This is a genomic window from Sorangium sp. So ce124 (genome assembly GCF_051525235.1).
GTDB lineage: Bacteria > Myxococcota_A > Polyangia > Polyangiales > Polyangiaceae > Sorangium > Sorangium atrum.
Map to the genome: position 1 here is coordinate 12,854,633 of NZ_CP150312.1, position 23,192 is coordinate 12,877,824.

At 72.8% G+C, this 23,192-nt stretch carries 12 protein-coding genes; 1 reads left to right on the plus strand and 11 read right to left on the minus strand.

All coding sequences use genetic code 11. The features are described 5' to 3' along the window. Positions 1–15: 15 nt before the first annotated feature. The 5 genes from WMF19_RS48140 to WMF19_RS48160 all read right to left on the minus strand — a co-directional run bounded on the left by WMF19_RS48140 (position 16) and on the right by WMF19_RS48160 (position 10,147). Complete coding sequence (locus WMF19_RS48140) at positions 16–2,262, minus strand: molybdopterin oxidoreductase family protein (RefSeq protein ID WP_437896495.1); 2,247 nt, start codon at positions 2,260–2,262, stop codon at positions 16–18. After that, positions 2,262–3,992, minus strand: a complete 1,731-nt coding sequence (locus WMF19_RS48145; RefSeq protein ID WP_437326168.1) for a DmsC/YnfH family molybdoenzyme membrane anchor subunit — start codon at positions 3,990–3,992, stop codon at positions 2,262–2,264. Before WMF19_RS48145 ends, WMF19_RS48140 begins: the two co-directional genes overlap by 1 nt. 119 nt (positions 3,993–4,111) lie before the next feature. Further along, positions 4,112–4,510, minus strand: coding sequence for a nitrite reductase small subunit NirD (nirD, locus tag WMF19_RS48150; RefSeq protein WP_437896496.1), 399 nt, complete (start codon positions 4,508–4,510; stop codon positions 4,112–4,114). Positions 4,511–4,547: 37 nt separating this feature from the next. Beyond that, positions 4,548–7,088, minus strand: a complete 2,541-nt coding sequence (gene nirB, locus WMF19_RS48155; RefSeq protein WP_437896497.1) for a nitrite reductase large subunit NirB — start codon at positions 7,086–7,088, stop codon at positions 4,548–4,550. A 353-nt stretch (positions 7,089–7,441) separates the two neighbouring features. After that, a complete protein-coding gene (locus WMF19_RS48160) occupies positions 7,442–10,147 on the minus strand; it encodes an ATP-binding protein (protein WP_437896498.1) in 2,706 nt (901 codons plus the stop codon). Between the two features lie 131 nt (positions 10,148–10,278). Between WMF19_RS48160 and WMF19_RS48165 the strand changes: the two genes are divergently transcribed. Beyond that, positions 10,279–11,208 carry a ketopantoate reductase family protein gene (locus tag WMF19_RS48165; RefSeq protein ID WP_437896499.1) on the plus strand — a complete coding sequence of 310 codons (930 nt, stop codon included), beginning with the start codon at positions 10,279–10,281 and terminating at the stop codon, positions 11,206–11,208. A 209-nt stretch (positions 11,209–11,417) separates the two neighbouring features. Here WMF19_RS48165 and WMF19_RS48170 read toward each other — a convergent pair whose 3' ends face one another. The 6 genes from WMF19_RS48170 to WMF19_RS48195 form a co-directional block, all read right to left on the minus strand. Then, positions 11,418–12,638, minus strand: coding sequence for a hypothetical protein (locus WMF19_RS48170; RefSeq protein ID WP_437896500.1), 1,221 nt, complete (start codon positions 12,636–12,638; stop codon positions 11,418–11,420). Between the two features lie 255 nt (positions 12,639–12,893). Further along, complete coding sequence (locus WMF19_RS48175; RefSeq protein ID WP_437896501.1) at positions 12,894–13,469, minus strand: DUF488 domain-containing protein; 576 nt, start codon at positions 13,467–13,469, stop codon at positions 12,894–12,896. A 172-nt stretch (positions 13,470–13,641) separates the two neighbouring features. Beyond that, positions 13,642–19,182, minus strand: coding sequence for a hypothetical protein (locus tag WMF19_RS48180; protein WP_437896502.1), 5,541 nt, complete (start codon positions 19,180–19,182; stop codon positions 13,642–13,644). After that, positions 19,179–20,987, minus strand: a complete 1,809-nt coding sequence (locus WMF19_RS48185) for an ATP-binding protein (protein ID WP_437896503.1) — start codon at positions 20,985–20,987, stop codon at positions 19,179–19,181. Before WMF19_RS48185 ends, WMF19_RS48180 begins: the two co-directional genes overlap by 4 nt. A gap of 157 nt (positions 20,988–21,144) precedes the next feature. After that, complete coding sequence (locus WMF19_RS48190) at positions 21,145–22,206, minus strand: hypothetical protein (protein WP_437896504.1); 1,062 nt, start codon at positions 22,204–22,206, stop codon at positions 21,145–21,147. A 29-nt stretch (positions 22,207–22,235) separates the two neighbouring features. After that, complete coding sequence (locus WMF19_RS48195) at positions 22,236–23,144, minus strand: hypothetical protein (RefSeq protein ID WP_437896505.1); 909 nt, start codon at positions 23,142–23,144, stop codon at positions 22,236–22,238. Between the last annotated feature and the right edge of the window lie 48 nt (positions 23,145–23,192).

Below are 23,192 nucleotides of genomic sequence, written 5' to 3' on the forward strand. Positions count from 1 at the left end.
CGGAGGGCGCGCGGGCTACCCGCGATCCTCTTCTCGCCGCACCTTCACCGCGCAGGCCTTGTACGACGGCTGCCGGGAGTACTGGTCGAAGGCCGGGAACGTCAGCTTGTTCGTGATCTCGTAGTGCATCGGGACGAAGATCTCCCCGGGCTTCACCGAGTTCGTGACGAACGCCCGCGCCTTGATCTCCGCGCGGCGGGAGGCGATGACCACCCACTCGTTCATCTCGATACCGATCTTCTTCGCGTCGACAGGGCTCAGCTCGACGTAGATCTCCTTCGGATAGAGCCGCTGCAGCACCGCCGACTTCTTGGTCCGCGTCTGCGTGTGCCACTGGCTGGAGCTCCCTCGCCCCGTGAGCAGCGTGAAGGGATACTGCTCGTCGGTCGGCTCCGGCAGCTGGCGGGGCGCCTGGAAGGTGAACTTCGCCTTCTGATCCGGGCGGTAATACTGGCCGTCCTCGAACAGCCGCCGCTCGTTCGTCTCGAAGGCAGCCCCCTCGGGGTAGGGCCACTGGATGCCGCCGCGCTCGTCGAGCATCGCGTAGCCCTCGATGCCCGTGATGTCGCACGGCTGACCCTTCGAGAGCCGCTTCATGATCTGGAAGACCGCCTCCGGGCTCTTCCACTCCTTGAACAGCTCGCCGCAGCCCCAGTACTGGGCGACCAGCTGGAAGATGTGAAAGTCCGCCAGTGCCTGGCCCGGGGCCCGCGCGACCTTCTTGACGAGGCCGATGCGCCGCTCCGAGTTGATGAACGTGCCCTCCTTCTCGGCCCACGAGGCCGCCGGGAGGACGAGGTGGGCGCGCTCCGCCGTCTCCGTCGTGGAATACATGTCCTGCACCACGAGGAACTCCAGGCGGCCGAGGAGCTCGTGCAGGTCCTCCTGGTTGATCCAGGAGTGGGCCGGGTTCGTCGCGATGATCCAGAGGCCCTTGATCTTCCCCTTCAAGATGCCTTCGATGATCTGGTCGTAGGCCAGGCTGTTCCGGGTCGGGATGACCTCCTCCGGAATACCGAGGATCCCGGCGATCTTCTTCCGGTGCTCCTCCTTCGTGAAGTCGTGGCCGGCGAACAGGCCCGTCGTGTTGCTGAACATCCGCGAGCCCATCGCGTTGCACTGGCCCGTGATGGAGTTCGCCCCGGTGCCGGGACGGCCGATGTTCCCCGTCATCAGCGCCAGGTTGATGAGCGACTGCGCGACCCGCACGCCCTCGTGGCTCTGGTTGACGCCCATGGTCCACCAGAACGACACCCGCTTCCCGCTGTGGATCTTCTCCGCGAACGACGCGAGCTGCGCCTCGCTGAGCCCCGTCGCCTCGGAGACCCGCGCCGGCGTGAAGTCCTCGACGCTCGCCTTGAACGCCTCGAAATCGACCGTGTGCGCGTCGATGTACCCCTGGTCGATCCACCCGCGCTGGATGAGGATGTGGGCGATGCCGTAGAACAGCGTCAGATCCGACTTCGGATTGAGCGCATAGTGCGCCGTCGCCGCCATCGCCGTCTCGGTCTTGCGCGGATCCACGACGAGGATCTCGGGGCGGTTCTTGTTCTTGCAGAGCCGCTCCCACATGATCGGGTGAGCGATGCAGAGGTTCGAGCCGACGAGCACAACGACGTCGGACTCCTCGAAATCGCGGTACGTGTAGGGCGGCGCGTCGAACCCGAACGCCTCCTTGTACGCGACCACCGCCGTCGCCATGCATTGCCGGGTGTTGCCGTCCCCGTGCAGCATGCCCATCCCGAACTTCGCGAGCGCCCCGAGGAAGGCCATCTCCTCGGTGACGATCTGCCCGGTGCTGATGAACGCGACCGACTCCTTGCCGTGCGCGTCCTGGATCGCCTTGAACCGATCGACGAACGTGCGGAGCGCGACGTCCCACTCCACGCGCTCCAGCTTCCCGCGCGCGTTCCTGAGGAGCGGCGTTGTGGCGCGATCGGCCGCGCGGAGCGGCGTGAGCGCCTCCCAGCCCTTCGGGCACGCCATCCCGAGGTTCACGGGGTAGTCGGTGTTCGGCGAGAGGTTGATCGCCTCGCCGTCCTTGAGGTGCACGTTCAGCCCGCACCCGGTCGAGCAGAACCCGCACACGACCGTCGTCGTCTGGTCGGGCTTGAGCCGCGCAGGCACCCTCCCGAGGCCGAACTCGCCAGGGGTGAGGAGCAGCTCGCGCGTCAGCGGCCCGTTGCGCTGCAAGAGGAGGTTGTCCGCCTGCTTGGGCGCCGGAGGCGTCTTCTTCGCATCGCTCGCATCGCTGGTCGTCATCAGGAGAGCCCTCCGGGCATCTTGGAGGCGGGCGCCGCTGCGAAGAAGAGGTACCGCTCGAGGAACTCGCCCGCGAGGCAGAACAGGAACGCCACGACCGCCATCGCCATCAGAACTTCAGAGCTCACGCCGCTGTTCGGCGCCGAGAAGAGGCTGAGCGCCGGCAGGACGATCCCGCCGAGCGCCCCGCAGGCGAAGCGCCAGCCCGTCGCGCCCTTCAGCTCCCCCGTCATCAGGATCGCGCTCCGCTTGAGCGTCGAGTGGCTCCGCTTCCGCAGGTGCCGGAACATCGAGAGCTCCACGAGCAGCTTGAGCGCCGTCGCCACGCACAGGAACGCGCTCAGCCCGCGGAAGCCCCGGGTCAGGAGCAGCGCCGCGTGCTCGGCGCTCAGGAGCAGGCCGATCATCAGGACCGTCGAGCTCCCGAGGATGGCCGCCGTGGTCGCGAACTTGAAGCCCGTCAGGGCCCCGCGCCAGTGCTCCCGCTGCGTCGCGGCGTACACCATCACGGAGCAGAAGACCCCGAGGATCCCGCTCAGCGCGACCGCATAGGAGAGCGGCGCCTGCAGGGGCCCGATCGGGGGCAGCATCGAGAGCGCCGGGATGGCAGGCACCCAGAAGGACGCCGCGTACAGCGTCGCGGCGCCGGCGAAGAGCGAGAAGCCCAGGATCTCCCGGCTGAGCCACGACGTCTTGAGGCCCAGGAAGGCCCGGAACGCGAACTGCGGCCGGCCGAGGTGAAAGAGGCTCGCCTTCAGCGCGGCGATCCCGAAGACGAGCGCGAACGTGGCGCTGTGGCCGCCGAAATCCCGCGTCGCCTGCGCGCCGAGGAGCTCGTTGAGGGCAAGGTTCACGCAGAACGCGCCCACCGAGAGCTGCGTCAGCACCAGCATCGCGACGAGCGGAGGGTGGGAGTGCTCCCGGCTCACCTGGTAGAAGTCCGCGGGGAGCATGTTGCGCGGGAGCGACTTCTGCGTCTTGTAGGTCGTCGTCGGGATCGTGATCTCCGGCGCCGCCGCCCCCGGCAAGAAGAGGCTCGTCTGGCTCTCTTGCACGGCCTGCTGCTGGTCGACCATCGTGATCCGGATGGCGCCGTTCGGGCAGGACTGGACGCACGCCGGGGCCTCGTCGTTGGCCAGCCGATCGCTGCACATGTCGCACTTGCGCACGATCCCCCGCTCCGCGTTGAACTTCGGAGCGTCGTAGGGGCACATCAGGATGCAGTACTGGCAGCCGATGCACTGGTCATCGAGGTGCTTGACGATGCCGGTGATCGGGTCCTTCTCGTAGGCCTTGACCGGGCAGCCCGACATGCACGCCGGGTCCAGGCAGTGGTGGCACGCCGTCGTCACGCTCTGCTGCGCCGGCGTCTGGGGCGTGCCGCCGTGGAGGAGCCCGACCGAGCGCCACACCTCGTTGTCGTCGAGGCCGTTCAGGCTATGGCAGGCGGTGACGCACGCCTTGCAGGCCGTGCACGCGTCGAGGTCGACCTCGAAGCCGTACTGCTGGCCAGGCTTCGGCTTCTCGAGCGGGATGAGGTCGCGGTAGTACTTGGACTGAGCCGGGAGCGCGTGCTCCTCGTGCATCCTGGAGAACTTCTCGACCGCCGTGAGCTTCTGCTGGTCGGCCAGGAGCGACTCCAGCAGGCTCTTGTTGTTGTCGTGGATCTTCGGCGCCGAGTTGACGATGGGTAAGCGAAAATGAGTGTCCGACACCTTTGCAACGCTCATCGAAATTCCCTGTCTACCCGGCGCGGAAGCCCAGCCCCGAGAACTCCAAGAGAGACACAGCGAACGGCGGCGCGTCCGCCGCAAGGGAGCGCCTGGCGCCGGCTCGCCAGGTCATCCCGTCAGCTCGCCGCCGCGAGCGGCTCCGCCGCGGCCTGGATCTCGACGCGCCCGGCCCGGATCCGGACGGGAACCACGGGGATGCTCACGCCCGGGTCGTCCAGGCACTGACCCGACCGCAGGTCGAAGCTCTGCTTGTAGATCGGCGAGGCGATCTTGGGGACGCCGCCCTTGTCGCCGACGATCCCGCGGGAGAGGACGAACGCCTTGCTGAACGGGTCGAAGTTGCTGATGGCGTAGATCTCCTCGCCCTCGCCGACGCGGACCAGCGCGATCTGGCGCTTCCCGACGAGCGCGCAGACCCCCGTGTTCGGGATGATGTCCTCCACCCCGCAGACGTCGACCCAGACCTGGGTCGTGGTCTCGCTCCGAGGCGCTTTCGAAGTGTGCAGCTCGCTCATGACGGTCTCCCTCAGACAAGGCCCCTCGGCCCTGCCGTCAGATCATCTCCTCGACTAGGTTCGACTTCTCCTGCCACGCCGCGGGGCGGTGCTGCGCGCGCTCGCTGACGAACACGATGCTCCGGTCGGGCTCGCCGACGTTCACGAACTGGCGGAACTGCTTGAGCTTCTCGGGGTCGTTGACCGCGGTCTTCCACTCGCACTCGTAGGTGGCGATGAGGTGGGCCATCTCCTTCTCCAGCTCATCGCAGATCCCGAGCGAGTCCTCGATGATGACCTGGCGGAGGTAATCCATGCCGCCCTCGAGGTTGTTGAACCACACCGACGTGCGCTGGAGCCGGTCCGCCGTGCGGATGTAGAACATCAGGAACCGGTCGAGGTACTTGATGAGCGTCGCCTCGTCGAGATCCGAGGCGAAGAGCTGGGCGTGCTGCGGCTTCATCCCGCCGTTGCCGCAGAGGTAGAGGTTGTAGCCCTTCTCGGTCGCGATGATGCCGAAGTCCTTGCCCTGCGCCTCGGCGCACTCGCGCGCGCAGCCGGACACCGCGGACTTCAGCTTGTGGGGGCTGCGCAGCCCCTTGTAGCGGTTCTCGACCGCGACCGCGAAGCCCACCGAGTCCTGCACGCCGTAGCGGCACCAGGTGCTGCCCACGCACGACTTCACGGTGCGCAGCGCCTTGCCGTACGCGTGCCCCGACTCGAAGCCGGCGGCGATGAGCTCGCGCCAGATGTCGGGCAGCTGCTCCAGCCGCGCGCCGAACAGGTCCACGCGCTGGCCGCCGGTGATCTTCGAGTACAGGTTGTACTTCTTCGCGACCACCCCGAGGGCGATGAGCTGATCCGGCGTGATCTCGCCGCCCGCCACGCGCGGGACCACCGAGTAGGTGCCGTCCCGCTGGACGTTGGCCAGGTACCGATCGTTCGTGTCCTGCAGCGGGAGGTGCTTCTTGTTCAGGATGTGCTCGTTCCACGTCGACGCGAGGATCGACGCCACCGCGGGCTTGCAGATCTCGCAGCCCTTGCCCTGGCCGTGGCGGGCGACCAGGTCGTCGAAGGTCTTGATCTGGTGGATCCGGACGAGGTGATAGAGCTCCTGGCGCGAGTGGTTGAAGTGCTCGCAGATGTAGTTGTTGACCGCGACGCCGGCCTTCTTGAGCTCCTTCTTCAGGATGTCGGAGATCAGCGTTGTGCACGAGCCGCAGCCCGTGCCGGCCTTGGTGTGCCCCTTGATGCCGGCGACCGTGACGTGCTTGTCGTCGCAGATGGCCGAGCAGATGGCCTTCTTCGTGACGTTCAGGCACGAGCAGATCATCGCCGTGTCGGGCAGCGCGTCGACGCCGAGGCCCGCCGGCTTCGCGCCGTCCCGCGCCGTGACGATGAGATCCTCCGGGTTCGGCGGGAGGACGATCTTGTTCTGCACGAGCTGGAGCAGCTGACCGTAGTTCGCGGCGTCGCCGACGAGGATGCCGCCGAGGAGGAGCTTGCCGTCCGAGCTGACGACGAGCTTCTTGTAGACGTTCGACGTCGCGTTCATGAAGCTGAGCACGCGCGCGCCCTGCTGGGTCGCGAACGCGTCGCCGAAGCTCGCGACGTCCACGCCCATCAGCTTGAGCTTCGTGCTCATGTCGAAGCCGCCGAAGGTCTCCTTCCCCCCGGTGATGGCGTCGACCGCGACCTTGGCCATGTGGTAGCCGGGCGCCACCAGGCCGTAGAGCTGGCTGTTGTAGCTCGCGCACTCGCCGATCGCGTAGATGTCCGGATCCGACGTCTGACAGCGCTCGTTGATGGCGACGCCGCCGCGGTTCCCGAGCGCGAGCTCGCACGCCCTCGCGAGCTCGTCCCTCGGGCGGATGCCGGCCGAGAAGACGATCATGTCGGTCGAGAGCTCGCTCTGGTCGGCGAAGACCATCCTCGCCACGCGGCCGTGCTCCGCGACGATCTCCGTCGTCGACTTGCTCGTGTGCACGTTCACGCCGAGCGACTCGATCTTGGCCCGGAGGATCGCGCCGCCGGCGTCGTCGACCTGGAGGGCCATCAGGCGCGGCGCGAACTCCACGACGTGGACCTGGAGGCCCATGTTCTTGAGCGCGTTGGCCGCCTCCAGCCCGAGCAGGCCGCCGCCGATGACCGTGCCGACCTTCGCGACCTTGGCGTAGGCGTCCATCGCCTCGAGGTCGTCGATCGTGCGGTAGACGAAGCAGCCCTTCGCGTCTTTGCCCTTGATCGGCGGGACGAACGGATACGAGCCGGTGGCGAGGATGAGCTTGTCGTAATAGACCGTCTTCCCCTTCGCCGACGTGACGGCCTTCTTCCGCCGATCGATCGAGACGGCCTTGTCGTTGAGATGGACCTGAATGCCCGCCTCCTCGTAGAGGCCGGGCTTGACCATCGACAGATCCTCGGCCGATTTGCCGTTGAAGAAGGCAGACAGGTTCACCCGGTCGTAGGCGAGCCGCGGCTCCTCGCAGAAGGTCGTGATGTTCCACTCGCGCAGGAAGCCGCCGAGAACCATGTTCTCGATGAACTTGTGCCCGACCATGCCGTTGCCGATGACGAGGAGGTCCTTCTTCTTGCTCATGAAACCCACCTTTGGACCCGGTGAGTCCTTCTCACCGTCACTGCCGCGCTGCCGTCCGAACGAGGCATCAGCCACAGTCCCGGACCAAAAACTGTGTACTGTGGGCTCTGTTTCGCAACTGTTTCGCACGAATAAATTGTCGGCTTGACGGGGCGCTCGGCGCGGGACATCGCCTCTGTTTCATGCATGTTTCGCCGTCATCGACGAGCCCAACAAGGCCCCGAGCGAGCCTGGACGCGACAGCGTCGATGAAAGGAAATGGGCGCATCCTTCAGAGCTGAAAGAGTCTGTTTCAGTGACGTATCGCGCCCCGGGGCGGAAGCATTGCACTTCTGAAATGGAGCGCGGGCCGATCAGCCTCGTGGGGCGGCTTCGGCGAGCAAGGACAGGAGCTGCGCCGTCGCGACCGGCTTGGTGAGGTGCGCGTCGAAGCCGGCTTCGCGCGAGCGGCGGCGGTCCTGGTCTTGACCGTAACCGGAGACGGCGGCGATGTAGGAGCGCGTGAGCTCGGGCTCGGCGCGCAGGCGCCGGACGACCTCGTAGCCGTCCATCCCGGGAAGGCCGATATCGAGCAAGACGAGCTCGGGCTTCGACGCGCGCGCGGCCTCGAGCGCCGCCGGGCCGTCGTGGACCACCGAGACGGCGTGGCCGTGGAGCTGGAGGATGCGCCGGAGGCCCTCGGCGGCGTCGACGTTGTCGTCGACGACGAGGACGTGGAGGGCGCGCGCCCCGGAGCGCCCAGGGGCGGCCTCGAGCGCTGGCGGAGGGGGGGCTTCGGCCGGCGCGCTCGGCGGGCCCGCGAGCGGGAGCCAGACGCTGATGGCCGTCCCCTCGCCGTGGCCCGCGCTCAGCGCTTCGACGCGGCCGCCGTGCAGCTCGGCGAGCCGCTTGACCAGCGTGAGCCCGATCCCGAGGCCGCCCTGGGAGCGGTCCAGCGTGCGCCGGGCCTGCATGAACGGCTCGAAGACGCGCGGGAGCAGCTCGGCGGAGATGCCGACGCCGGTGTCGGTCACCTGGATCCGCGCGTCGCCGGCGATCGCTGCGCAGGCGAGCGAGACGCGGCCGCCGGGGTTCGTGTACTTGATCGCGTTGTTGAGGAGGTTCACGACGATCTGCTCGAGCCGCACGCGGTCGCCGTGCACGAAGACGCCCGGATCCACCGACAGGACGAGGTCGTGCCTGCGGTGGACGAGCAGCGGGCGGACCGACTCGACGGCGGTCTCGATCACCGAGGCGACGTCGAGCCGCTCCCGCTTCAGGTCGATCTTGCCGCGCGTGATCCTGGAGACGTCGAGGAGATCGTCGACGAGCCGGACGATCGTCTTCACCTGCCGCTCGAGGGTCGCCAGGATCTGCCCATCGTCGCGATCCGCGCGCTCGCCGGCGCTCATCTGGGCGCTCATCTGCAGGAGCTCGAGGCCGGTGGTGAGGGGCGCCAGCGGGTTGCGGAGCTCGTGCGACAGCATGGCGATGAACTCGTCCTTGCGCCGGTCCGCCTCGTGGGCCTCGCGGTAGAGCCGGGCGTTCTCGAGGGCGACGCGCCGCTCGCGCTCGACGAAGGCGGCGCGCTCCTCGTGCAGGCGGGCGCGCTCCATGGCCTGCGCGCACTGGCGCGACACCGCGACGAGGAACTCCTGCTCTTCCCGGTCGAACGGGCGCGGCTCCGCGAAGCTCAGCCCGAGCACGCCGATGGGCCGCTCCTGGACCACGAGCGGGAGACAGCAGAGCGACTGGGTCGCGCCGGACAGCGCGGTGCTCACGATGTGCGGGTAGCGGGCGGAGCACTCCTCGCGCGAGCGCAGCCAGACGGGCGCGCCGGTCCGCAGCGCGTCGGTGAGCGGGAGCGCGGCGTCGCGGGGCATCTGCCGGAAGCGCTCGATGGTGTCACCCTCGTAGCCGGCCGCCTTGAGGCACTCGAGCTCGTCGCCCGCCGTCACGACGATGGCCCCGCCGTACGCGCCCGCGGCGGCGACGCCGACGTCGACGACGACCTGCGCCACGGCCTCGCTGGTGAGCGCGTCGGCGAGCGCCGCCGTGATCCGCTGGAGGCCGGCCATGCGCTGCGCCGCCCGCTCGGCGGCCCGGCGCGCCTCCTGCTCGGCGAGGAAGCGCCGCCGCGCCTCGGACTCGGCGTCGCGGGCCATGTCGTAGAGGCGCACGCGCTGCAAGGCCACCTCGATGCGCTGCGCGAGCTCCTCGGCGAAGGCGAGATCGGCGGCGCCGGAAGCGCGATCCGCCACCTCCGCGGACGCGAGCGTGAGCGCCGCGAGGACACACCCGTCGCCGCGGATGGGCACGATCATCGCGGAGCGGCAGCCGAGCTCGCGCAGGGCGGCGATGTGATCCGCGTCGGCCAGCGCGTGGCCGGCGAGGTCGGCGAGGAGCCGGCCGTGGCCGCCGTGGAGCACCTCGTGCAGCGGCGACGGCGGCGTCCCGGGCTCCGGCCGGGTGCGGCTGCGCCGGGCCAGCCGGGCGGCGAGCTCTGCCTTGGCGGGATCGGCGTGCGCGACGACTCGCGCGTGGACGGAGCCGTCGGGTTCGAGCGTGTGGACGGCGCACAGATCGGCCACCGAGGTGACCGCGAGGGCCGCGACGCGCCGGAAGCCCGCGTCGCGGCCCTGCGCCGGATCGAGCGCGGCCGACGCGTCGGCCAGGAAGCGCCGCGCGTCCTCGGCGCGCTTCTGCTCGCTGACGTCCGAGACGAGCACGAAGAAGCCGCGCACGTCGCCGCCCGCCCCGAGGTGGGGAATGTACTGGATGCGCACGTGGCGCCGGCCGCCCTTTGGGTAGGTGAGCGCCGACTCGAAGTCTTGCGGCCGCCCGGCGAGCACCGCGGCGATGTGCGGCTTCACGGAGGCGTAGGCGGCGTCGCCGATCACCTCGCGCACGTGCCGGCCGACGACGGAGCCGCTGTCTTCGCCGAACCAGCGCTCGTAGGCCCGGTTGACGATGCCGTAGCGCTCGTCGCTGTCGATATACGAGATGAGCGCCGGGAGGGCGTCCAGCAAGCGCTGGAGCTGCTCGGCTTCCATCGTCACGCTCGGCTCGCCTGCGCTCATGAGGCCGCTCTCGTGCGCCGTGGCGGGGGCTTCCGGCCTACGCATCTCGGCGTAGGCATATCTGCAATCCTCGCGGGTCGCCACCCGTCGGTCCGCTGCGGTCCGGCTCGAGCGTGCTATGGTCGCCGCCGATGCGGATCCTCGTTGTGGGCGCGGGCGCGGTGGGCGGCTATTTCGGGGCGCGGCTCACGCTCGCTGGGGAGGACGTCACCTTCGTCGCGCGGGGCGCGCACGCCGAGGCGATGCGGTCCCGCGGGCTCATCCTCCGCACGCCGTCCGGCGAGCTGCGCACTCCGCCCCTCCGTGTCGTCGAGCTCGACGGGGCGCGTGGGCCGTTCGATCTCGCGCTCATCGCCGTGAAATCGCCGTCGCTCGCCGCGGTGAGCGCGGAGCTGCCCGGGCTGCTCGCCGCGGACGGCCTCGCCGCGCCCCTCCTGAACGGGCTCGACTCCGAGGACGTTGTCGCGCGCGACGTCGGCGCGCCGCGCGTGATCGCCGCGATCGCGTACATGTCCTCGGGCGTGGCCGCGCCTGGCGAGATCGAGACGCTCGCGCCGACGCGCGCCGGGCTCGCGCCCTACCGGCCTGGGCAGGAGGCGCGGGTCGAGGCGACCGCCGCGCTGCTCGAGCGCGCGGGCATCCCGGTTCGCCGCGGGGCGGACCACCGCGCCATGCTCTGGGAGAAGATGGTCTGGAACGCCCCCTTCAATGCGATCTGCGCGCTGACCGGCCAGCGCGCCGGCGTGGTCGCGGAGCGGATGGAGGACCTCACCCGCACGGCGATGCTCGAGGTGATCTCGGTCGCGCGGGCGGAAGGGGCGGAGATCTCCGAGGCGACCGCGGACGCGATGCTCGCGCTCACGCGCTCGGAGTTCCCGCTCACCGAGCCCTCGATGCTGCAGGACGTGCGGGCCGGCCGCGCGACGGAGGTCGATATCCTCCAGGGCGCGGTGGTCGAGCGCGGGCGCCGGGCCGGGGTCGACACCCCGGTGCTGCGCACGCTGGCGACCCTCGTCCGCGGCCTGTCGCCGCGGGCGAGCGCGCCCTCTGCGGGCCGATAAACAGACCTCGCGCGCGCGACGGGACCGGCGATGGCGAGGGCGGCGCGCGCCGCCCCCTGGGCGCGTGGGCGCCCTGGGAAACGCGTCGTCGCGACCGCCACGGCGGTGTCTCGGGTGCTTCGGGGAAGGGGAGTGGAGCGCGAGGCGCTCATCTCACCTCCTGGGGATCGAGAGGAGATGAGATGAGTGCCTGTCCTGGGACTCGGCGATCAGGCTCCGCCGGTGCCGCCGGCGCCGCCCGCGCCGCCGGCGCCGCCCGCGCCGCCGCTTCCGCCGGCGCCGCTGGTGCTGGCCGCGCTGCTGGTGCTGGTGCTGGCCGCGGTGGTGCTGGCCGCGGTGGTGCTGGCCGCGCTGCTGCTGGCGGCCGCGCCGCCGCTGCCACCCGCGCCGTCGCTGCCACCCGCACCGCCGTCGCCGCCGCCGCTGCCGCCCGCGCCGCCGCTGCCGCCCGCGCCGCCCGTGCCCTCGTTGCTCAGCGGGTACAGCGGGTCGAGGCAGAAGAAGCCATCAGGCGTCTCGGCGCACTCGTCCGGGTCCTTGCAATCGCTGTTGTCCTCGCACGGCAGCTTGTCGAAGATGCAGAAGCCGTTGTTCGGGAGGCCGAAGTCCTCGCAGCGGGCGTTCGGCAACAGGCAATCGTCGTGCGCCGTGCACGCCCTGGTGCAGGCGCCGAAGTCGCCGGCGCCGACGACCTCCGCGAACTGGTAGAGGCAGATACCGTTCTCGAACCCGCCGCAGTCGGACTCGAGCGGATCGCCGCCGAATCCGCAGAACTCGGTGCACGCGCTTACGCCGCCGGGGAAGCCCACGCACCATCCGGCGCACGGATCCTCGTCGGCGTCGCGGTCGCACGCGGCGCCCATCGGCAGACCCTCGTGCGGCGTGTCGACGCACGCGTTCTGCCTGGGATCGCAGCTTCGGCCGGAGTCGGAGCACTGGGAGTCGGAGCCGCAGTTCGGCATGCAGACCGTCACGCCGTCATCCACCTCTTCACAGCGCAGCTCGTCGCGGCCGTGGCACTTGAGCGGGTCGAGCTCATCGTCGAGGGCCGTGATCTGGGGCTCTCCGAGGACGCAGCCCAGGTAACAGATGCCATTGACGCAGGCGCTGCCCTCGCCTTCACAGTCGCCGTCGTCGGCGCACTCCGTCGTGCAGTACCCGCCCGCAGGACCGGCCTCCCCATCCGACTCCAGGACGCACACGCCGTCCGGCCCGCAGTCGGCGTCGGCCGTGCAGCTGGTGCCGAGGAACTCGGCCGTGTTCGCGCCCGCGCCGCTGCTCTGGGCGACTCCCCCCGATGACGAGCTCGTGGTCGAAGAGGAAGAGCCGCCGCCCGTGCCCTCGCCCGAGTCGTCGTCACCGCAACCGATGAAGCCTGCAGAGAAGGCGACCGAGGTGAGCAGGATCGCCGAAATGCGTTGCACTTTCATTACTGTCTCCCGAGCCAGGAGGCCCTGCCCACATCGGGCGCGCCTTCATGTGATTTCGGGACGGTAACGGAATCGGTGCAGTTCCGCCATACCGGACGGGCTGGGGAGCGCGCGATGTCGAGCTCAGCGGAAGGCCCGTGGGCGCGGAGGGCGCTCCGGGGGGGCCGGCATCAGGACGTCAGTGCGACGACTGATGGTCTATTTTTCAGGTGATACCCGACTGGACCACTACGTGGACTTCGTGATTTTTGACACCTACCGCACGGCCCTCCGGTCAGGGCCTCCGAGCGGCAGCGCGCGCTGCGCGCCGACGTCGTAGATCAGGTGGCCGGCGCCGTCGGGCCGGGCTGCGGGGTTCAGCTGGTGCGGGGTCTGCGCGCCGGGGCCGAGCAGGTGGACGACAGCGAGCCCGCGCGCGACGAGGGCGTCGGCGATGAGGCGGCGGTGACACCGCCACCAGAGCGTCTCGGCGCACAGGAGGGCCATTCGCCGTCCAGCGCGCGCTTCCGCCTCGAGCTCGGAGAGCGCGCGCTGGAACGCGGCGGTCTCCATGTGATCGGCGTAGGCCCGGAAGCTCGGGTTCTCCCAGGCGACGTGCGGCGAGTCGGCCCGCCCGGTCCGCCGCCCGCCGAGGGCGTCGCCGCGGAAGACGTAGGTCACCCCGAGCCGAGGCAGTGCCTCGGCGAGCGCAGCGCGGCCGAGATGAGGGGAGCGGCTCGATCCCGGGAACCTCCGGACGTCGACCAGCGTATCGGCCGGCCCCTCGCCGAGCAGCTCGACGAGCTCCTCCACGCTGCGGGTGCCGTGGCCGACGGTGAAGATGGTGTCCACGGGGAAGAGCTTTGCGCCCCGGCGGCGTGCGGGCAACGTGGGGAGCGGGGGCGCCCGCGCGCTCCGGTACCGGTCAATCTGAACAGGGAGACGGGGAGGCAGGGAGAAAAACTTAGTGAATCTCCCTGTCTCCCTGTGTCTTTCTCGGGCAAAGTCGACCACCACCCGCGCTCTACCCGATGGAGCGCAGCAGATGATCGAGCGCCCGGCGCTCCTCCGCGTCGGTGACCGACTTCAGCGCCCGGTTGACCTCGCCGACGGCGGCCGCCGCCAGCAGCGCGACGGCCGCCGGGTCGGGCGCCCCGCGCGCGCGCAGCCACGCGAGCGCTTCGTGCTCGGTGTTGACGACGATGAGGCTCCGGCTCGCCTCGTAGCGGATCGGCCGCCCCGAGCGGCCCTCGACGACGGCGCGCACGGGGGACCCCGCGAGGTTCATCCGGGCGATGGCCTCGTGGATCGCGGCCGCGAGCGGGCCCCCGGTCGCCGCCTCCTGCCCCTCGGGCGTGGCGCCGGGCAGCGGCGCCGCCTCGCCGCCGAGCAGGCCGAGCACGCTGCGCCACAGCGCGAGGGCCCAGGCCCGCGCGCCGCTCGAGTCGGGCGGCGCCTCCGCGGCAGGCGCCTCCGCGCCGCGCGCGGCCGCGTGCGCCTCCGCGCCGTGGGCGCCCGCGGCGGGAGAGCCCGCGCCCGCGGCGGGAAGGCCCGCGCCCGCGGCGGGAAGGCCCGCGCCCGCGGCGGGAAGGCCCGTCCCGGAGGCGGGCCCGATCTCCACCGCGGTCGCCCCGGCCGGGGCGGGCGTCGCCGCGAGGGCGCCGAGCTCGCGCAGCGCGCCGGGGGCGGCGCGGTGGCGCAGCACCTCGACGAGCGGCGAGCCGTCGTCGAGCAGCACGAAGGGCGGCGTGCCGTCCGGGAAATCGCCGTCCGCGCTCCCCCGGCGATCGGAGATCCACAGGCAGCCGCTCGCCGCGAGCTCGGCGCGGACCGCCGCCGGGCCGACGCTCTCGCCGGCGGCGGTCCGCGCCGTGAGCTTGCCGCCGGAGAGGCGGCCGAGCAGGTGCAAGTTCCACAGGTACGGCGCCGCGGCCGCCTGGTCCGAGAGCTCGGCGGCCATGGACGCCGCGGCCTCCATGGCGAGCTCCGCGATGGCGTCCCAGCGCGCCTCATGCAGCGGCCACACGAGGAGCCTCCCCTCGACCGGCGCGAGCTCGACCACGCCGGTCGCCCCGGAGCCCACGCCCGCCCCGCAGCGCAGCGCGACGGGGGTGAAGCCGCCGCCGTCGCTCCCTTCGCCGCCACCGCCGCCGCCACCGCCGCCGCCACCGCCGCCGCCACCGCCGCCGCCACCGCCGCCGCCACCGCCGCCGCCACCGCCGTCGCTCCCTTCGCCGCCACCGCCGCCGCCACCGCCGCCGCCACCGCCGCCGCCACCGCCGCCGCCTCCGCGGCCCTCGCCGAGGATCGCCGCGGAGGGCGCGGCGACCAGCACCCGGGGCGCGCGCGGCCACCGCGCGGGCAGCCAGAGCGCGCCGGTCACGAAAAGCGGCCGGGGCCAGGTGGTGGCGACGTCGATCCACCGCGTCGCGAGCGCGTCGCCGGGCGGCGCGAGCCGGGCGCGCAGCCACCGCGCGGCGGCGTCGCGCACCGCCTGCCGGAGCCGCGACGCGTCCCCGCGGGCCTTGAGCCCGTCGAAGGCGCGGTTCGGCTCGAGCGCGTCGTCGTTGACGGCCGCGCACAGGGGCCACCCGTCGCCGGCGTCGAGCGCGCAGAGCGGGCGGCGCCCGACGTGCACCGCGATGCCCGCCGCCCCGGCGTGCTCCGGGGCGAGCAGGCCGATCTCGCCGCGCGCGGGCGGCGCGCCCTCCTGCGCTCCGGCCGGCTGCTCGAAGGGCAGGATCGCGAAGCACGCCGCGCGCGCGGCCGCGTCGAGGCCGACGGCGGCGAGCGGCGGCGCCGTGACGCGCTCCTCGGCCGCGCGATCGCGCGCGACCGCGTCGGTGATGTCCTTGATGAGCACGGCGGTCGCGAGCTGCAGCCGCTCGGGCCTGCTCAGCGCGAGGACCGGCCGCTCGTAGCGCTGCTTCGGGTAGGGCGGCGGCGTCGAGGTGCACAGCCACTCGGCGCGCGGGTCGCGCCGGAGGTCGTCGAGCGAGAAGAGGTTCCCCTCGATGTCGTGGAAGAGCTGCGCGCGCGCCGCCTCCGCGACGACGCGCTTGCCCTGGGCCAGCGTCTTCAGGACCGCGCGGCGCGCGTGGCTCCGCGCGAACGGCGGCAGCTCGTCGAAGCGCGGCGCCAGCGAGATCAGGTGGCGGCCCGCGGCCTTCGCGAGGCGGGTCAGGATCGCGCGGGAGGCGTCCCTCGACGGGTCCGCGGCGCCGGCGCGCACGAGGAGGCGGAGCGGGATCGGCAGCTCCACCTCCACGCGCCGCTCCGCGCCGTCGGGGCCGACGAAGCGGGCGTCCGATACCGGCCCCTCGACGATCTCGATCTCGCCTTCGAGCCCCTGCATGCCGAGCGCGGCGGCGCTCACCCGCAGCAGCGGGTGCGAGGGCGCGCCCGTCAGCGCGAGCGGCGCGCGCGGCGGGCCAGCGGCGCCGCGAGGGCCATGCTCCTGCTGCGCCCCGCCGGCGAAGGCGCGGCGCTCCTGCGCGGCGGCGGCGCGCTGCCGCCGCGCAGGCACCCCGCTCTGCGCCAGGAGGGCGCGCCCGCCGGCCCACCGCATCAGGGCCGCGCGCTCCCGCGGGTCGTGGGCGACGAGGGGGTGCCAGGAGAGCGTCTCGAAGCCGGGCGCCGCGTCGAGCACCGGGATCGGCGCGGGCGCCGGGTGGGTCTCGTCGAGGGCCTCGAGCGAGCACGCGACCTCCTGGCCGCGCGCGTCGAGCATCGCGAGCAGCGGCAGGCGCCGGATGCGGGCGGCGAGGTCGCTCTGGGCGGCTCTGAGGGGCGCGCTTCCGAGCGCCCGCGCGCGCGCCTCGAGCGCCTGCGCGCTGTCGAGCAGGTAGGCGCTCACGCGGGGGTCCGGCCTGCCGCGCTCGCGGAGCGGATCGCCCCGCAGGCCGAGGCGCGCGCGCGCCGCGGCGTCGCCCTCCAGTGCGGCCACGAGCGCCTCGCAGAGCGCGCGCTCGACCGCGTGGACGACGACGTCGTTGCGCGGCGACAGGAGGCCGTCCCAGCCGCTGTTCGGCGCGGCCGTGTCGTCGTCGATCGCGATGGCGGCGGGGCCGAGCAGCGGCGCGGCCTCCAGGGTGGCGAGGGGCCGCGACGCGTGGTGCCACGCCTCCACCATCGCGTCGCTCGGCGCGGCGAGCGCGAGGAAGCCGGGGCCGCTGACCTCGAGGACCGGCGCCCCGGCGGGGAGCGCCGCGAGCCTCTCCAGCGACGCCGCGAGCGCGCGCCGCCGCGCCGGCCCCCGCGCCGCGAGCTCGTCCTCGGTGAAGAGCCCCGGGGCGTAGGGGACGAGCTCGCGCTCCGGGAGCGCGGCGGCGAGCCAGTCGAGCTCGCGCTGCGAGGCGGCGAGCACCGTCCTCCGGTCGGCCGCGCGCCCCCGCGCCTCGGGCGGCGCCGTGCAGAGGCTGCGCGTCGGCCGGGAGAGCGCGGAGAGCCCCTTCAGGCTCACGAACCACCCGGCCGCGAGCGTGGGCCAGATCCGCGCGTCCAGGAGGCCTTCGAAGCTCGCGGGCGCGAGGCCGTCGTCCGGGGCCGGCGCGGCGCCGCCTCCGCGCCCGGGGCTGCCGTCCGCGGCGCCGAGGCGCGGCGGCGCGCAGAACACCGCGCCGATCGCGGCGCGCAGCGCGGGCCTCACGCGCGCGAGCTCGCTCTCGGGCGCAGGCGCGGGCGTCGTCGAGCGCGGGCCTCGCCGAGCGTCCCTCGGGCCGAAGAGCCGCCTCGCCTCGCGGTCGGCCGCGGCGAGCGCGACCTTCAGCGCGTGGCGGACGGCGCGCCAGAAGCGCGCGTCGCGCTCGACCCCGTCGTACGCGAACCGCGGCCGTATGCGCCCCTCCCACGCGAGCGCGATCTCGACGGGCAAGGGGACGGCGGCGGGATCGAGCTCCACGGTCTCGAGGTGCCGCCCCTCCACGAACACCCGGACCTCCGCGCCGCGCGGGGGCTCGCGGGCGCCGGCGAAGACCGCGAGCTCGCCGCGGAGGCCGGCGAGCGGCCCGTCGTCGACCTGGAACGCGTCGCGGAACGCGTGCTCCGGGGAGGGCGGCACGACGGGATCGCCGGCAGCGTGCAGGAGGAACGCCCTGCGGCGCTCGGCGCCGAGCTTTGCCTGCTCGATCATGGCCTCGGCGTCGGCGAGCGGGAGCCCGGCGAGGGCGTGCTCGACGAGGCCCCCGGGGCTCCAGACCACGTCGCCGGCCCAGGGGGCGAGCTCCTCCGGGAGCCTCGCGTCGCCGCGGAAGAGGAAGAGCGGCGACGCGTCGCGCGCGTGCCGCGCGTCGAGCGCCGCGAGCGACGTCGGCCGCCCGCGCCCGTCGCGGAGCAGCGGGAGCTCGCGCACGGCCTGCGCCTCCGCGGGCAGCTCGGCGCCCGTCCGCGCCGCCCCGGTCGCGACGCAGGCGAAGGCCGCGAGCGCGTCCGCGAGCCGGCCGCGGTCCTCGTCGACGACGAGCGCGCCGTCGGGGACCGCGCCCTCGCCGCACACGAGCGCGGCGAGGGCCTTGATGGCGTCGAGCAGCGCGCCCACCGCCGCCTCGCGCAGCCGCGCGCGGAGGGGCGCGTCCTCGCGCAGCGCCGAGCGCGACGCGTTGGTGGGCAGCGCGTCCGCGTCGACGACGACGCGGACCGGGAGCTCGACGCCCTGGTGGGGCGCCGAGGGGAACCGCGGGGCGAAGCTCCAGCGCTCGCGGACGAGCCGCACGCCGTGCTCGAGGTAGTCGACGGCGGGGAGGCCGGAGGGGAGGGGAGTGGGGAGGGGCGCGGAGAGGGGCGCGGCGCGAGGGCGCGAGCGGGGCGCCGAGCTGGCCGGCCCTCCTGCGGGCTCGGGGGGCGCGACGATCTCCAGCGCGGCGCGGCGCGCGCCGCGCACGTGGAACGGCACGCGCACGAGCACCGCGACGTCGCTGCTCGGGAGAGCGCGGCGCAGCGGCTCGCCGGCGAGCGCGATCGGGACCGGGAAATCGCCGGTGGCCGCGGCGAGGTGCGCGAGCTCGGGCGGGCTATCGCCCGTGATCGCCCGGCGGAGCACCGACCAGCCGAGCCTCCGCCGCACCTCGATGCGCAGGCCGGCCGCGGGCATCCCGGGCGGCCTCGGGACCTCGTCGCAGGCGGGGCCGGCGGCCGGCGCGGGGGCCTCGGCGGGCGCCTCGAGCAGGGCGGGCGTGAAGCGCACGCGCGTGCAGGTCGCGCCTCGGCCCTCGCCGGACGGCCCGCGGCCCGTCGTGAGCAGGTCGACGCGCGCCGGGCGCAGCCCGAGCGCCGCGTTCACGCCGAGGGCGAGCAGGCGGAGCCTCCGGGACGCGGCGTCGGGCGCGGCGTTGAGCACGTGGTCGAGGAGGCGCGCCAGCGCGGGCCCGTCGGGCGGCTCTCCGTCGGAGGTCACGACGACGTCGTCGGCGTCGTAGCGGAGATCGATCTGCGTCGCGCCCCCGGCCGCGGCGGCGCGGACGAGCTCGAGCAGGTAGAGGTCCAGGTCGACGAGCAGGTGCTCCCTGAGCTTCTGGACGGCGCGGCGGGCATCGACGCGGATCGCGCCGCGGGCGACGACCCGGCTCACCGCGGGGACCCCCTCGGCGCGGGGCGCGCGCCGCCCGCGGGCGCCCGCTCGCCGCGCGCCGCGCCCGCGAGCGGCGGCGGGCTCGCCGAGAGGTCGAGGAGCCGGTCGCTGTCCTCGGGATCGAGCGGCCCCTTGGCCTCGACGAGCAACGCGCGGGCGAGCAGGTTGCCGGCGGTCACCGCGTCGACGGCGGCGCGCCTGCGCGCGAGGGCCACGGTGTCGCTCTCGATGTTGAGGTAGAGGGCGTGCCCGGGCGGGAAGCGCGCCGCGCGGCGCACGACCTCGCGCGCCGCGTGGCAGCTCTGCTCGGGCCCGGCGCGCTCCTCGCTCCCGGGCAGGAGGAACCCGCTGCGCTGGCGGAGGGCGCCCTCGACCTGGCAGAGGCTCACCCGGGCGACCCCGTGCCGGGCGCGGGCGAGCGCGTCGGCGATCACCTGGAGGAGCGCGGCGTCGGCCGCGCGGGCGCGTTTCGGCTCCTCGCGCTCCTCGCGCACGAGCAGGTAGGCGGCGTGCGCCTTCTCGACGCGCGCCGCCGGGAAGCACCGCTTCAGCAGCGCCCTGGTCGCGCGGTGGTTGCACAGCACGACGGGCAGCCCGCCGCGGGCCATGGCCGCGGTCAGCGCGTCGGATCGCCTGGCCACGAGCAGCGGCTCGCGCCCCGGCGCGAGCGCCCGGAGCCCCGCGCGGCACCGGTCGCCGGCGACGGGGCTCGCGAGCGGGAACGGGATCTCGTCCGGATCGAGCGCGGTCGGCGGCGACAGCGCCGCCTCCAGCATCGCCGCGTAGGCGGCGGCGCCCTCGGCCTCGCCGGCGGCTGCGGCTGCCGCGGCCTGCGGGAGGCGGGCGGCGAGCTCGCGCCGGAGCGGACCTTTGACGAGCTCGCGCACGCGCGCGATCGCCTCCCAGAAGGCGTCGTCACGGCGCACGTTGTCGCGGCTCAGGGTGTGCTGGAGGTGGGGGCTCATCACCTTGAACCGCACGCCCGCGAGCCCGCTGAAGAGCTCGTCCGCGGTCTCGAACAGGGTGAGCCCGCGGTTGTAGAAGCCGGCGAAGCTCTGGCCGTGCTCGACGGCGGGGTCCCCGTCCCCGCCCGTGGGCCGTGCGAGGTGCTGAGCGCCGGCGGAGGGGCCGACGACGACGGTGGTCTCTTCCTCGACGGCGGTCACGGAGACGGGCGCTGCGACGGCGAGCGGGCAGTCGATGCGCAGGGCGCCCGTGCGGGAGCCGCCCTCGTGGTCGGCGATGCTGAGGGTGATCTCGCGATCGGCGTGGCGGCACCAGCGGCGGAGCGCGGCCTGCGCGCGGCGCGCGTGCTCCGCGAACGCCTCCCGGCCGAGCCGCTGGATCAGGGTCACGCGCGTGCCGCTGCCCTGGCGCGGCCCGGCGTCCTCGAGCTCGTAGCTCGTGTCGCTGTGCAGCCGGAGGAGCCATGCTTTTCCGTCGCGCCACGTCTCCACGTCGACCTGCTGCGGCTGGAGGGCGAACACGGAGACGAAGCCGACGCCGTATTTCCCGATCTTCGTCGCGTCGCCTTCCTTCGACGAGCTGAAGAGGGTGAGCAGCGGGCCCTCGATGTCCTCGCGGCTCATGCCGCACCCGTCGTCGGCGACCGAGGTGGCGCACGCGCCGGGCAGCGCCTCGACGCGCACGGCGATCTTCCGCGCGCCGGCGTCCATGCCGTTCTGCACGAGCTCGCGCAGGAAGGCGTACGGGTCGGCGAACTGCTGCACCATGTCGGCGACCGGGCCTGGCGGCGGCGGCGGGGGCGCGGCGCGGTCCTCGCGAGAGGAGCGGTAGGGTGCCATGCGTCCTGCGAGGCTATCACACGGCGGGAGCTGCGGTTGGAAGAGGGCCTGCCGGGACTGGAGGGATGGAGTCTATGCGAGCGGAGACTGGCCCGAGAACAGGCGCAGGTGTGACAGGTGCAAAGCCCGAAGTGAAGAGAGCGGGGGAGACTCTGCGTCAGGACATCAGGCCGAGTGCGGAGAGGGTGTCAGCCCAGAGCGGCCAGAGCGTGCGGTAGGGGTGCGTCGCCAGCAAGATGCCACCGTTCGGGAGGCGCCGGACGTGGAACCGGGCGTGATCCACCAGGAAGTAGACGTGCTCGCCCGTCAGTTTTACCCAGGTGAGGGCCCCGCCGCCGCGCGTGAACGGCTCGCCGCGCGCCCTGGCCTGCACCGTCAGGTTGTGGATCTCCTCGGCGCGTGGCTCCGCGGCGCGCCACGCCTCGTCGGGCACATCGGCGGCGGCCACGAGCGCCTCGATCAGGGCGGAGCCCGGCATGGCCAGCGCCTTGAGGACGGTCTCGCGGGAGAGCGGGATCGAGCGCCCGCTCTGGTCCGTCGGAACCACGCGCGCCCCGGCCGGCGCGGCGTCGATACGCGCGTGCAGCGCCTCCAGCGACATGCCCGCGATCAACGAGACCTTCTCTTTGTCGTGGAGGCTGACCCACGACAGGGCCAGATCGCGCGCGATGTCGCGGGCGTCCGCGTTGTACGTCGCGCACATCGAGACCGGCGCGAGCCAGGTCCACGCGCTCGTGCAGCCGCCGGTCGAGACGCGCCTGCTCGTGTCGGGCGCGCAGAGGCGGAGCAGCAGGTCCTCGAGGTAGTCCAGAACGATGTGCCACGTGAGCTCGGCTTCCGCCTCCACGGAGCGCGGTCCGCTGCCCAGGGCGAGGTACAAATCCAGCGGGAGAATGTTCGCCACTGCTGCAGGGACCATGTGGATGGGGCCCATCGGCTTGAGACGTTCGCTCTTGCCGGTGAAGCAGCGATAGTGGCCATAGAATGAGCGCTGGTCGTCGAGCTCCATGGCGAAGTAGGTTTCGGCATCGGTGCGTCCGAAGTGGGCGCGGATCATCGCGACCGCCTCGTCCACGAAGTTCACGGTGCGATCCACGTCGGAGCCCATCGTCACGCTGATATACATCCCTGGGATGACGAGCGCCGGCAGCGCCGCCGCGAACGCGTCGACCCGCTCTGCCTCGTCACACCAGGCGAAGAAGTACGGCCCTGGTTTCATCCTTGGTTCACCCACATGAGGTTGATGGGTCAGGGCATCAGGCCGAGCGAGAAGAGCGCGTCGACCCAGAGCGGCCAGAGCGAGCGGAACGGGTGGGTCGCCAGGATCACGCCGCCGCCCGCGAGGCGGCGCACGTGAAAAGGCGCGTGCTTTCGGAGGAAGCGGACGTGGGCGCGCGTGTCCGTGTGCACCTGCCACGTGGGCGGGCCTTCGCCCGTCTCCGCGATCTCGCTCGTCAGCGCCAGGATCTCTCGCGCGCGCGGCTCGGCGGCGCGCCACGCCTCGTCGGGCGCCGCCGCGGCCTCGAGCGCCTCCAGCAGGGCGGAGGGCGGCGTTGCCAGCGCCTTGAGGACGGTCTCGCGGGAGAGCGCGTGCGCGCGCTCGCTTCCGCCCTTGAGCGGGACGCGCGCCCCGGCCGGCGCGGCTTCCACCCGCGCGCGGAGCGCTTCCAGCGACAGGCCCGCGTTGCGCGATACCATCTCCTTGTCGTGGCGCTGTAGCCACGAGAGGGCGAGATCGCGCGCGATGTCTCGGGCGTCCGCGTTGTACGTCGCGCACATGCGCACCGGTGCGATCCAGTCTCCTGCGTTCGCGCATGCGCCGGTCCGGATGCGACCGCTCGCGTCCGGTGCGCAGAGGCGGAGCAGGAGGTCCTCGAGGTCGTCCCGGAGCAGGTGCCACGCGACCGCGGCCTCGGCCTCGATCGAGCGCGGGCCCCTGCCCCAGGCGAGCTCGAGGTAGGAGCAGAGAAACCTACGCTGGTCGCACGTGGCCATGTCGATGGGGCCGGCCGAGATGTCGCGGCCGGCCTCTTCCGTGTAGCAGTCGCTGCTGCAACCGAAGAGACGTTTGGAGCCGCTCAGCATCACGTCAAAGATTGCTCCACCAGAAGGACCTTCGGAGAACTCGGCGCGGATCATCGCGACGGCCTCATCCATGGAGATCGTGTGGATGAGAGTAGCGTCGTGCGACACGCCGATACGAGT

Coding starts and splice junctions, on each gene's coding strand:
- WMF19_RS48145 (WP_437326168.1), bottom strand. CDS start 3,992: ATGAGCGTTGCAAAGGTGTCGGACACTCATTTTCGCTTACCCATCGTC.
- WMF19_RS48185 (WP_437896503.1), bottom strand. CDS start 20,987: ATGGCACCCTACCGCTCCTCTCGCGAGGACCGCGCCGCGCCCCCGCCG.
- WMF19_RS48165 (WP_437896499.1), top strand. CDS start 10,279: ATGCGGATCCTCGTTGTGGGCGCGGGCGCGGTGGGCGGCTATTTCGGG.
- WMF19_RS48140 (WP_437896495.1), bottom strand. CDS start 2,262: ATGACGACCAGCGATGCGAGCGATGCGAAGAAGACGCCTCCGGCGCCC.
- WMF19_RS48195 (WP_437896505.1), bottom strand. CDS start 23,144: ATGGATGAGGCCGTCGCGATGATCCGCGCCGAGTTCTCCGAAGGTCCT.
- WMF19_RS48160 (WP_437896498.1), bottom strand. CDS start 10,147: ATGAGCGCAGGCGAGCCGAGCGTGACGATGGAAGCCGAGCAGCTCCAG.
- nirD (WP_437896496.1), bottom strand. CDS start 4,510: ATGAGCGAGCTGCACACTTCGAAAGCGCCTCGGAGCGAGACCACGACC.
- WMF19_RS48170 (WP_437896500.1), bottom strand. CDS start 12,638: ATGAAAGTGCAACGCATTTCGGCGATCCTGCTCACCTCGGTCGCCTTC.
- WMF19_RS48190 (WP_437896504.1), bottom strand. CDS start 22,206: ATGAAACCAGGGCCGTACTTCTTCGCCTGGTGTGACGAGGCAGAGCGG.
- nirB (WP_437896497.1), bottom strand. CDS start 7,088: ATGAGCAAGAAGAAGGACCTCCTCGTCATCGGCAACGGCATGGTCGGG.